Origin of the sequence: Photobacterium galatheae (assembly GCF_000695255.1) — a bacterium.
Taxonomy (GTDB): domain Bacteria; phylum Pseudomonadota; class Gammaproteobacteria; order Enterobacterales; family Vibrionaceae; genus Photobacterium; species Photobacterium galatheae.
This window is the reverse complement of record NZ_JMIB01000026.1, coordinates 83966-96218: the sequence shown is the minus strand read 5'-3', so window position 1 is coordinate 96218 and position 12253 is coordinate 83966. Positions and strand designations below refer to the sequence as shown.

Here is a 12253-nt window from a genome sequence, read left to right as displayed (position 1 = left end):
GCAACCGTTCAGAAACCGTTCGGGCTACGAGGAAAATCATATGCGCGCCTTACTGAGCATGGTTCCCTGTTTTCTGATTCTGCTGGGTGGATGCAGCGCCAAAGTTGCAACTGACTACAATGCCAGCGTGGATTTCAGCCAGTATCACACTTATCAGTTTGCCAAGGGGCCTCAATCCTCGATTGTCAGTCTAGATAAAGACCGATTAGAAGATACCATCAAACGAGAGCTACGTTATAAAGGTCTGCAACCTGCAGAGGAACAAGCCGATCTGACCGTGAATCCGTACATCCGGGAAATGACGGATTTTGATTCGTACGGCACATCCCTCGCATTTGGGGTTGGCTACAGATACAGCAGTATTGCTTATTCAACACCCGTCCGTTTCCGTGAATATAACTACGGCAAGCTGATCGTAGAGCTTATTGACAATAAGACGAATAAAGTCATCTGGCGTTCAATTTCCCGACGGCAACTCACGGAAAACATGACACCATCAGCACGAGAGAATTTTATTCAGGAACAGGTCGGAGAAATGTTTGCACAGTACCCGCCATCGCGAGGTTAATGGGGCCAGTGAAAATAAAAAAGCGAGGACGTAATTTATCCTCGCTTTATATTCATGCAGAAAGAATCAATGGGGATCAGGCACTCTGACGACGTTGCGCGACGTGATCTGCTAACTCACGCAGCACTTTCTCTGTATCTTCCCAGCCAATACAGGCATCGGTAATACTCTGGCCGTAAGTCTCGACTTTTCCGTCAACGATATCCTGACGGCCTTCCACCAGATGGCTTTCAATCATCACCCCAAAAATCGCCTGATTGCCCTGGGCAATTTGTTCACCCACATCTTCCGCAACCAGCATCTGGCGTTTATATTGCTTCAGGCTGTTGGCATGACTGAAGTCAATCATCACTTTCTGGCGGTGACCTGCCTTTTCCAACTGTTCAATCACGGCATTCACATGCGCTGCACTGTAATTTGGCTCTTTCCCACCGCGCAGAATGATATGACAGTCTTCATTCCCGGCCGTAGAGACAATCGCAGAATGACCAAACTTAGTGACAGACAGAAAATGATGTGGTGCACTGGCTGAGCCGATCGCATCCGTCGCAATTTTGATGTTACCGTCCGTACCGTTTTTGAAACCGACCGGACAAGACAGGCCAGATGCCAGCTCGCGGTGAACCTGAGACTCCGTCGTTCTTGCACCAATTGCACCCCAGCTGATCAGGTCGCCCATATACTGCGGGGTGATCATATCCAGAAACTCACCCGCCGTCGGCATGCCCATGTCGGTCAAATCAAGCAGCAGCTTACGCCCCATACGCAGGCCATCATTCAACTGGAAACTGTCATCCATATACGGGTCGTTAATTAAGCCTTTCCAGCCCACTGTGGTACGTGGTTTTTCAAAATAAACCCGCATCACAATTTCCAAATGATCTTTCAGTGCTTCACGAAGTTCCTTCAGACGGGCACCATATTCAAGGGCGGCTTTCGGATCATGAATGGAACATGGACCAACCACAACCAACAGGCGATCATCTTCATCATTCAAAATGTTATGAATCGCTCGACGCGCCTGAAAAACGGTCTCAGACGCGCTTTCAGTCGCCGGATATTTCTCCAGTACAGCCACTGGTGGTAATAATTCTTTAATTTCTTTAATTCTTACGTCGTCTGTTTTATGCATACTGCTTACTTCCAATTTACATGTCTTGGTCTGATATGGTCAGTATCAGGCCGATCATCTACTCCAATAGCCATTTAACTTATCGCCTTCAACCAGCATGTGCAAACGCTAATTGAAATTGAATCACAGCCCGAGTCGGCGACTTTCCGTTGAATGTTGTATGGTCCAGACGACAGACCATACAATCTTAGAATTCTATATAGATATTTTCCTGTTCATCTTTATGATGAACTAAAGCTCACCTCATATGCAGCAGATTGCTTTACTCCTTTTTATCTGCTGACTCAAAGACAGCGTGCCACGCCGGCCAGATGGCCGCCAAATCCATATGCGACTCAATGGCATCGGCCAGCCGTTCAATATTCTCAGCCTTGATTTGCGCCATATCCGGGGTCTGACTCTCAGAAAGCCCGGCCCAGGTCAGAATTGCATCACAGGCTTCCGGTAAATCGAATACCCCGTGCAGATAAGTCCCGAAGACCTGCCCCTCTAACCCGATCACACCCTCGGCAACCGGCCCTTGCCCGGTTTCCAGCTTCACCGGTGCTCCATCAGGAAGGACACCAGAAGTCACACCGGCGTGAATTTCATAACCACGTACAGCAACCGGTGCCTGTCCCGGTAACGTTAACGTCCCGTGTGATTGCTTCAACTGCTTTTCTGGCTCCAGCACAGTCTGAACCGGCAAATAACCCAGGCCCGGACTCTGGCCCGCATCGCCTTCCAACCCGTTCGGATCTGCAATCATTTCGCCCAGCATCTGGTAGCCGCCGCAAATTCCCATCACTTTGCCACCCAGACGCAAGTGACGTTCAATCTGCCGGTCCCATCCCTGTTCGCGCAGGTAAGCCAAATCACTTCGAACACTTTTCGTTCCGGGCAGAATCACCAAATCGGCAGCAGGCAAAGGCTGTCCTTTACCGACCAGATGCACATTCACCTGCGGGTGCATTCGCAGCACATCAAAATCAGTATGGTTACTGATCCGCGTCAACACCGGCACAACCACCTGCAAAGGCTTGGCGACTTTAGTAACCTGTTCTACCGAAATGGCATCTTCCGCTTCCAGCATCAGGCCATGAAGATAAGGCAGCACACCCAAAACAGGCTTCCCGGTTTTCTCTTCCAGCCAGTCCAGCCCGGACTGCAGCAGCGAAATATCTCCCCGAAAACGGTTAATCACAAACCCTTTCACACGCGCTTGCTCTGATTCAGACAGCAGAGCCAGTGTGCCGTACAAATGGGCAAAGACTCCACCGCGATCGATATCCGCAACAATGATGACCGGCACATCCGCTTCTTCAGCAAATCCCATGTTTGCCACATCGTTTTCACGAAGATTAATTTCAGCGGGGCTGCCCGCCCCTTCAATCAGCACGGTTTCAAAGTTTTGCTGCAAACGAGAAAAAGAATCCAGAATCGAAGGAAGCACGAACTTTTTGTAACCCTGATAGCCGATGGCATCCATATCTTGAACGGCTTTGCCCTGAACAATGACCTGAGCACCGGTATCCGTATTTGGCTTGAGCAGGACCGGATTCATATCGACCGTGGGTTCAATCCCACAGGCAAACGCTTGTACCGCCTGTGCACGACCAATCTCTCCACCATCAGCAGTCACGGCACTGTTCAGCGCCATATTCTGCGGTTTAAATGGCGCGACCTGAATCCCTTTTCTTGCCAGAACCCGGCATAAACCGGCAACCAGGACACTTTTTCCTGCATCAGATGTTGTCCCCTGAACCATCAGCGCGCGAACCGTGGGCTGCATTTTCAACCTTCCCTACCCTAAGAGTGACACTGTCACATAGATAAACAATCATAGGGGCTTTTCTACCCGATTTAGGATCAGAGTACCAGCAGACACTCGTATTTATTCGCGCCCCATAACCTGAGCCCATTCGATACGCAGCCGCGAGAAATATTTCTCACCAGAAAGTGATTTTCAAAACGTATCAGTTCACGACTTAGGATGATGGTTCTTACTGTTTCCCACCTGAGGATGCACACGGTTTATGTAAATAGCTGAGAGATGACGCAAGTTGTTCAGCTGTCGGTTCAATCAGCGGGCTGATTTCTTCTTTATACGGCTCAGGGAGGTAACCAATAAAACTGTTCGAACTGTATCGTACACCTTCTTCAACAGCTTTGACTTCATGCACCCAAAAACAATCGGCAGGCCAGATAATCGCATCACCTTTTTTCAAAACAATTGGGACTTCACGGTTAAAATAGACAAATTCACCGCCAGTGTAATCATCATTCAGCATGAAACTACAGCTTCCCAATGTAAAAAAATCCCAGTCTGTGTGTGGATGAATCCGCTCTCCTTTTTGATATTTCAAAATACGATAATCATGTGAAAACCGAAGACAGCGCCTCAGCAAAGCGGTATTGAACCGTCCTTGCCGCTCTAAATGTTCAATCCAGATTTCAATCATGCTGGTCGTTGCTGTATGTAAAAGATCAAAAGCAGTTGTTTGAGGTTGCAGAGAAACCGCTCGAAATGAAGACGCTTCAATGCGCTTTGTCTGCGCGTTAAAAGATGATTCCTGACAGGCTTTTTCCCGATGATTTTCATATTCACGGATTAAATAGTCGCATTGTTGAGATGTGAGTACCCCGCGTTCAATTTTGACTAAATCCATCATGTTGATCATGAGAAACCTCCAGATTAAAAAATTCTGATCATTCCGCAGTGTGATGGCTCAAATGTGCATAAATTGATTGGGAGACATTTTCGGGATGACGAAGACTGAAGATATAGCGCGATGCAAGCCTGGCAGCGATAGCCGCAGCCCCATGGGAAGACGGCTGGCCCTCACCAACTTCAACAATTTCCATACCGACCACATTCACTGCTCGTGTAATCCGTTCAAAAAGAGGCAGAACGGTATAATAATCCAGCCCACCCAGCACGGGAGTGGCGGTCTCCGGAATATCGCTCCCGGCCAGAACATCCACATCAAATGAGATAAACCAGTCTAACTGAGGATCGAGCGCATCAATCAATCTTCCAAAACCACGAGTTCGCGCTTCATAAGCTGACAAAGTATTCACCTTACAATGCTGCGTTCTCTGAACGTTGTGCGTATTCTGAGGGTAAATATCCCTGACACCGACCTGCCAGATGGTTTCTACATGCGCCATCTCTTTCACCCAATGAAACACATTGGCATGATTCATGGCCAAATCAGACGGATTACCGGACACATATAAATCATGATGCGCATCAAATTGAATGACACCAATTCGATGATGACGACGACTGAGTGCTTGAATCGTATAAAACGCCTGGGAATGATCCCCGCCTAATACAATCATTTTCGATTGTCTTTCGCAGATCTCCATACACAGAAAAGATAACCGTTCACCAACGGTTCGCTGTGTTTCTGTCATTGGGTCATAAGCAATATCGCCTAAATCATAGAGATGCAAATCAGAGGCAGAAACTTTCTCGCCAAAATCTAAGTCTACGATATCGCAATCGTCATTTGGGCTACCTGTACACCGAAAAGTATCTGCTAAAAACTTTCTGACCCATTTTCCCCCTTGGGTCACAGGTACGTCACAGTGCGTTGTACTGCATACAGGGGCATGAAATACCACAACATCATCTTTTTTGAGTGAGTCCATTTGATTCAAATTCAGCGTTTGACCAACGGGATGATTCGCCGGATAGACAGGACACTTCTTCAATAAATCTTGCATAGCCACTGGTATTACAAAATAATTTTTCATCAGAACGTCTATCACATCTTCCGAAACGAGTTCCCTCATAGTATCTACTGAAAAATGATCTCTTTCGTTGAGCGCATCAATGACCTCTGCCAGTTTTCTCGATGATGATATTTTGATTCCAAAATCTTCTAATGCAATTTCTGCGCGATGACCATGCCGAAGATAAATGCATATCTCAGGGTGGATCTGCCAAGTGTCATTATTTTTTTCAGAAAAATGCATAGATTACTCCAAATAACTCACCAGATGATTTAATTTATTCCCGTATAAATGTTCTGTTGCTTTCTGTTTAATATCCTCAGAAACAAAATTTCGTGTTAAAGCGATCGTTTTGCACTCGTTCCTTGCTGCATGCCACCACAGACTGGGGATAAAAATCAGATCGCCCGGATTTAATTCAAAGAATTGCCAGTGCCCTTTCCCAAAACCAGACTCTAAAACACATTCGGATTCAATAATTTTTTCTTCCATACAGGTAGAAAAATCTTCCGGTGGATGTAAGGCCATAAGCTTCTTCCCATCAATGATACTTAGCCAAGCATGAGAGCCAAGCACATCCTGGTGCAGAGATGTTCCGGTTCCCCGCCCCCCAATAAAAATCCACAGTAGTTCCAGAAAACATGTCGCCGGGATCTTTTTTAAACAATCATGCCGAGAGAATTCAGGTTCAGAGAAGTGAGATTTCATTTCAGGATGTTCGAGATAAAACCGCCATCCAGAAGCATATAGTTTGGTGCTGTCAATCTGACGAACAAATTCAGATAACAGGTTTTTGCATACAAAATCCCCGTGATGATCATACAAATCAATCATGGTCTCTTTCAGATCAGCGAAATATTCCCATGACCAATGATGAAGCGCAGGCCAACCATTTGAGTATCCTTTGAAAAGCAGTGGTTTATTCATATTCATTTGCATTAACCTACTTTTAAATCTTTCTCATCGTTATCAAAAGATTTTTCTGTCTGCATGGATACGTACAAATGGCATGACGTCATAAGCTCATCATGAGTACCACAAGAAATAATTTTCCCATGACTCACAACAACAATTTGATCAAATTCTTTTACACTTGCAACTCTATGTGTGACAAATAACAATGTTCTTTGTTGAGGATCTTTCAGCAAGTTACGAATAATTCTTGCCTCTGTTTTGATATCCACTGAAGATGTTGCTTCATCAAAAAACAAGACACTGGACTCTTTATATAATGCTCTGGCAATCGAAATTCTCTGTTTTTCACCCGTTGACACAGATGTACCTTGTTCTTCAATCACAGTATTCAACCCATCTGATAGCCTTTCAATAATACTGAAGGATTCCGACTCAGAGATAACCTGCTTTATTTTTTCATCATTCGCTGTATGAGATGAATACGTTATATTTTCCTTCACAGTTCTGTTAAATAAGGGTGCATTCTGATCGCTAAAACTAGAAATGGATTTGATTGCATTCCATGAATCATCAAAATGAACATCACTCGAGATCAAAACATCACCATGCGTGGGTTTCATTTGACCGGAAATGATTTTTAACAGCGTTGATTTCCCCGAGCCAGAAAAACCAACGATTGCCACTTTACTGCCACTTTGAATATCTAAATTAACATCATTCAGAATGATCTTTCCGTCTTCCACAAAAAATATATTTTTCAGGGAGATAGAGAAAGACTCAGGCTTATCAATAGGCTCAATTTCAGTCACTGATATCGGTATCCTTCGAATATCTTTCAGGCTGGCATTTAACTCACCCAAAGAATCGAAAAAATCGACAAAGTGAAAAGCAACTGATTCAAAATGCCAGGATAGAATAATGATCAGAGTCAATAAAGTCACAAGCTGGGCGAGTGTAAACACACCTGATTCAAACTGATAGAAAGAATAGAAAATAAATAAAAAACCAAAAAGCCATTTATAGGCCGTTTCAATTGATTGCACCAGTAGCCAGTAGGTTCTGACCTGGCGACAAGCTTCAATATCTTGAGAGAGATATTTGTTGAGCCTTTTTCTTTCATATTGATTTGACAGAAAAGCAGAGATCACAGGAATATTCATAATCACTTCGGTCATTTCTGACATTAGTTTTGAGTGAGTGTCACTGGCATTTTCTACAAATTTCATCCCTGAATAAGCAAGATATGCTGAAAGGATGATTGCACTCGTGATCCATAAAGCAACGGATATAGCCAATTCTACAGACACATCCGTCAGCAGAACACTGACTAAAATCAACACAGAAAATAATTTGATTAAAGTATCTGATAATGCACTCACAACACCAGGAAGTGAGACAGAAGCCACTTCTATTCTTTCAACTAAATTCCCTAAATGATTCTTTTCCAATGCACGCTTTTCAGCAAATGTGATTCTGGCTGAAAGGTGATCGATAATCGCCCCCCGCAGATTCTGAGACACAAACATATTCGATAAAAATGAAATCATCTGAACTGCTGGAATAGAAATCCAAACCAACAGCATGACGACGCCCAACATTTTAATTTCATCATAGGCTTGAATCGAAACACTTTCAGTAATATCACCCATGATAAATGATAAATAGATACTCAGTGACACACTCAAAGCTGACGAAAAAAACAGAAACAGTGTACTCAAAGGTGCAGCGCAACGAACCGCATAACAGATATATTGAAATATACGCAGATCACGATAATGAATCGACATTTGCTGAAGCTGGAAATAATCCAGACGCGATAAGTGCCGAAAAGTTGAATGCCAGATACGATATAAAACACCTGTTTTTTCTTGTGGTGTATTACTCAACACTGATCCCTCCCATCTGGTGAACTCGATTCAGTAAAGAGACAACAATTTTCTTTAAATTGTCACCTTCAAATGGCACTAGAAATTCCCTGAGAGGTTGGCTGTTTGCAGCATTGATTCGTTCTGAAATCTGACTCATCAATCCTGTCGATTTTGACCAAATCACTCTCATTCGAACGATCAATGCTTCACGATCACCAATTTTCATCGCATACACAGGGTATATTGTTTTCGCTGAAATGGATGGATTCAAAGCAAGCGTCAGACGATCATCAGCGCGTTTCATCATGGGCGGATAAATAATACTTCCGTTACTGAGAACAGCTAAACGACGTAACTGCACTAACTCATTCAAGGTCAGGGCTGTATTCATGATTTGATCTTGATCTGTCAACTGACCCGCCATTAATCTGAGCCCTTGCGTCGATTCAAGCAGCAGATCGTCTGGATAAATCGTAACCCCTAACGTGACAGAAAATCCTTTTGTTTCAAAAATATGAAAATCTCCCTTTGGGATAAATAGTAAATCTCCCGGATATAGGGTGATCACATTCGCATGCGAGAGCAATGCTTCATAATCGGTCGACGCCAGGGTGCCACCTGTGATTGACTCATATTGCTCTCTCTCCCATATATAGGCAATCTTCGGCTCTGGGCCGACATGGAAAAGTAGCGAATGATCCTGGTCATCATGGACGCCAAACGGTGTAAAACCATAGTTCCCAATAAATGAGTAGACATCTGTACCACAATTGGGTGTTTTTCCGGCTTGTGCAAAAATGGGATGTAAAATATGCGCAACAATCGCTGAAGAGAGCACTTCTGAGTAACTACTTAAACCATTCAGTGTGATACAAAATTTTTCAGAAGAAAGCGTCTCTTTCAAAAACAATTCTAAGTTGGCAATTTGCGAGATTGATTTTGAAACCAGATCATCCGCAGCCGTATATCTTTGCCCACCGTCGATCCACACTCTTGCACGTGGAATATTTGACTCGCTGAATGTTGTAAAAACCTGCTTCAATTGAAAAAAAACGTCTTCATGATTCGTGATTGCATTTTGAATGACACAAAATTTCTTCAGTTCCTGGCTGAATGCCATGAGTTCCTGAATAGCATTCTCTCTAATATTCATGGCTTTCCCTTAGGTGAATAACACCAAATGAGTACAGCAAATCAATAAAATATTGAATATCAGACTGACTGATTTGATCAAGCACACACTCATTTAAATGATGAATCGTAAATGGTGTTGAAATTTCATGAAGTATCTGAAAGAGTTGTTTCACTGCCGGATGATTTCTGACCTTGATATGATTCCCTCTTGCAAAGACAAAAAGATTGTCCTTTTTCTCATGCAGTAAGACTCTGAAATCCTTATCCATCTCCAGGATAGTGTCATGATTGATCTCTTCGCTTCGGTCTGCTTGATATGCGTATCTCAGCCCACCTCGGCTTTTTTGAATGAAACAATACTTTTCATAATGAAATGAAAGCCACTCTGAAAAACTCAAGCATTCAAATTCATCTGAGGATATTGCATCGCTAATTGGTTTATCATAGATTTTTTCTGTGATGGCCGTTCTCATCACATTTTTTGTCACATGACTTTTAGGGTATTTTGATATGGCAATTGCGATCCCAATCGAAAATGACTCCGTATTTCCGACATGATAATAATGAGGTGGCAGTACAAAAATATCACCCGGCTGAATATTGAATGTATTCCCCATTTCAATCATTGCATCTGGATCATAGCAATTCTTGCTTGGACCATTGAACTGATGGAATAACTTGGGTTCAAATAAGGTCAGTGATTTATTTGATGGGCCTAGATGAAAATGTACCACTTGGGTATAAGGGTCATCAACATGAATCCCAAAAGGTGTATACCCGTAATTACCAATAAATAGTGTGACTTCAATAGTTGAACAGTCATATCCCATTTTATGAATCACAGGAGAAAATGTTTGTTGAGCAAACCGGCTTAATTCATCAGACCATTGCTCCGCACCATTAATAATCACACCAAACTTTCTATTTCCAGCTAACCTTAGAAAATATGCCTCAATCGACTCACATTCATTTCTGGAACTAAATATAAACTCATGCTCATCTTTTGGGCTCAATTTACCTTCGATATAAACACGAAATAAAGATGACATTGCTTTCTCTGCATCTTTAGAAATTCTTCTCATTAATTCGAAAATCACATTTTCATTGAAACGCTCAGCGTCAAATGAAGCACGAATTAACTTAGGTTCCATGAAGATTGGGTTTTCCTCTGGCTGATATCTCCGATGCGTATAAACTTCTTCATGCTCAACAATATGTTCGACAAGATCAGAGACACAGTTTTCTTTTATATTGATGAATGTTGAGATTGAAGACATAGCTTCCTCCTGATATTCACAACAAAAAGCCGATACTCAAAAGTACCGGCCAATGTTTATCATTCCATATGATTACTGCGAATATGGCGGATAGGCCGCATCATATTTACTGGTAACTCAGTTGACTCAACAACCTCAATATCTAAGTCTTTCAGCTGAACCTGCTCTTCTTTCTTAGCCTCTGACGCTTTGTTTCTGATTTCCATGCTATTTTCCTCAACAATGAATTTAAGTTAAGACAGCAATTGGTTTGACTTCAACCACATTGACCCTAGTCAAGGAAAGAATGAAACTACAGGTTGTGTTTCATAAATAGTGAAACAGATCTCATAGATAATCATATGCAATTGATTTTACTTGTGGGCTCTCTGACTTGTGAGCCTCTCAAGGTCGCATCACGAGAATAGCCCTGAACCACTTCATCAGTTGATTGATTTTTATCAGGAATAATTCGGAAAAACTTGGTTTCACCGTACTCTCATCATGACTGAGAAGCCCTAATTTAGATGCTCATACAGAACCAAAAGAAGGCCGTCATCTGTGAAAAAAACGATTTCACACCATGAATGTGAGAAAGAAGTGGAAATGAAAGAAAGGAAGATTTGGCCTGTTTGAAACCTTAGGAAAGCAATTAGAACTCTCTCGATTGCTCGAAATTTTGTCAAAGCCAAAATCCGCTGTCGTTTTTCGGACTTTGGCTTTTTATTTGATTAAGAAAACTCAGAAATAGCCATTACTTTTTGATGTTGCGCGTTATAAAACAAAATACACTCGCCGCCGCCATCAACGTACGTGGTGTAGCTGAAAGTACCGAGGTAAACAAAGTCAAGTTCGCTTTCTTCATCATAAAAGCCAATTTCCCGTGACATATAGTCGTCGTAGTTCGCACCACTTTCTTCATCTAGTGCATCAAAATACTTGTCTTCGTCATCACGCGCTTCATCCCATAAATACGCGTCCCAGTTACAGCCAAGGATCGGTTGGCCGCCTATCTGTAGCAACTCTACACTTTCGCTCTCTTCTTCCAGCGACAAAGAGAGGCGCTGATACTTTGCATAGAATGCCGCAGCACGTTCATAAAATTCGCCATAGTCTTCAAAATCTTCTAAGTCTTCATCAATGTGCTCTGCATCGTGCGCATCAACTTGCCAGCCAGACTCAGTAAGCGAGTAAGTCATAAAAGGAACATCGCCATCGAATATTGCCATGGAGACAGGCAGTGCAATCAAAACTTTGTTGTCGCTTTGTTTGTCTATTTGAGAATATGCCAGTAAGCCAATGGGCAGTAATTGATCTTGATTGAATGCGACATCTTCGTTCGTAGGGAAAGGTTTATAGAACTCCGTGGCTTTTAAAATTCGAGTTTGCGGGCAAGTAAATGCAGAATCTTTAATGTATAAGCCCATAAAATAACTCCTTTCTATGGCATGCTTGAAATGATAAACACTTATTTTTTACAACGACGGACTTACAGTAAAGATGAACTTTCAGAAAAGCAATGCGTCATTGATTTCAGATCGTTATTCGTGAGACATTGGTGCGAAACAGAAAATGAAATAAGACTTCGCTGATACTTTTCATCCAGCTTTAACAGAAGAAACAGCCCAGAATAAACAAACCAAAAGAATCACTGAACTGA

At 42.7% G+C, this 12253-nt stretch carries 11 protein-coding genes; 1 reads left to right on the top strand and 10 read right to left on the bottom strand.

Annotation, left to right across the window (positions count from 1 at the left end):
* The first annotated feature begins 40 nt into the window (after positions 1–40).
* Positions 41–568 carry a DUF4136 domain-containing protein gene (locus tag EA58_RS12735; RefSeq protein WP_036753353.1) on the top strand — a complete coding sequence of 176 codons (528 nt, stop codon included), beginning with the start codon at positions 41–43 and terminating at the stop codon, positions 566–568.
* Positions 569–644: 76 nt separating this feature from the next.
* Here EA58_RS12735 and aroG read toward each other — a convergent pair whose 3' ends face one another.
* The 10 genes from aroG to EA58_RS12690 all read right to left on the bottom strand — a co-directional run bounded on the left by aroG (position 645) and on the right by EA58_RS12690 (position 12020).
* Positions 645–1700, bottom strand: a complete 1056-nt coding sequence (gene aroG / locus EA58_RS12730; RefSeq protein WP_036753351.1) for a 3-deoxy-7-phosphoheptulonate synthase AroG — start codon at positions 1698–1700, stop codon at positions 645–647.
* 262 nt (positions 1701–1962) lie between these two features.
* A complete protein-coding gene (locus EA58_RS12725) occupies positions 1963–3471 on the bottom strand; it encodes a cobyric acid synthase (protein ID WP_036753348.1) in 1509 nt (502 codons plus the stop codon).
* Between the two features lie 211 nt (positions 3472–3682).
* Positions 3683–4360 carry a 2OG-Fe(II) oxygenase gene (locus tag EA58_RS20985; RefSeq protein WP_051642065.1) on the bottom strand — a complete coding sequence of 226 codons (678 nt, stop codon included), beginning with the start codon at positions 4358–4360 and terminating at the stop codon, positions 3683–3685.
* Positions 4361–4388: 28 nt separating this feature from the next.
* A complete protein-coding gene (locus EA58_RS12715; RefSeq protein ID WP_051642064.1) occupies positions 4389–5663 on the bottom strand; it encodes an arginase family protein in 1275 nt (424 codons plus the stop codon).
* 3 nt (positions 5664–5666) lie between these two features.
* Positions 5667–6347, bottom strand: coding sequence for a cupin-like domain-containing protein (locus EA58_RS12710; RefSeq protein ID WP_161781043.1), 681 nt, complete (start codon positions 6345–6347; stop codon positions 5667–5669).
* Positions 6348–6358: 11 nt separating this feature from the next.
* Positions 6359–8224, bottom strand: a complete 1866-nt coding sequence (locus tag EA58_RS12705) for an ABC transporter ATP-binding protein (protein WP_152548017.1) — start codon at positions 8222–8224, stop codon at positions 6359–6361.
* Positions 8214–9356, bottom strand: coding sequence for a hypothetical protein (locus tag EA58_RS12700; protein WP_036753340.1), 1143 nt, complete (start codon positions 9354–9356; stop codon positions 8214–8216). The genes EA58_RS12705 and EA58_RS12700 overlap by 11 nt, the downstream gene beginning before the upstream one ends.
* The gene (locus EA58_RS12695; protein ID WP_036753337.1) at positions 9346–10614 is read right to left on the bottom strand and encodes a cupin domain-containing protein; all 1269 of its coding nucleotides are present in this window, start codon (positions 10612–10614) and stop codon (positions 9346–9348) included. Before EA58_RS12695 ends, EA58_RS12700 begins: the two co-directional genes overlap by 11 nt.
* A 59-nt stretch (positions 10615–10673) precedes the next feature.
* On the bottom strand, positions 10674–10820 hold the full coding sequence (locus tag EA58_RS21705; protein WP_161781042.1) for a hypothetical protein: 147 nt from the start codon (positions 10818–10820) through the stop codon (positions 10674–10676).
* A 504-nt stretch (positions 10821–11324) separates the two neighbouring features.
* Positions 11325–12020, bottom strand: coding sequence for a hypothetical protein (locus EA58_RS12690; protein ID WP_036753334.1), 696 nt, complete (start codon positions 12018–12020; stop codon positions 11325–11327).
* Positions 12021–12253 lie beyond the last annotated feature (233 nt).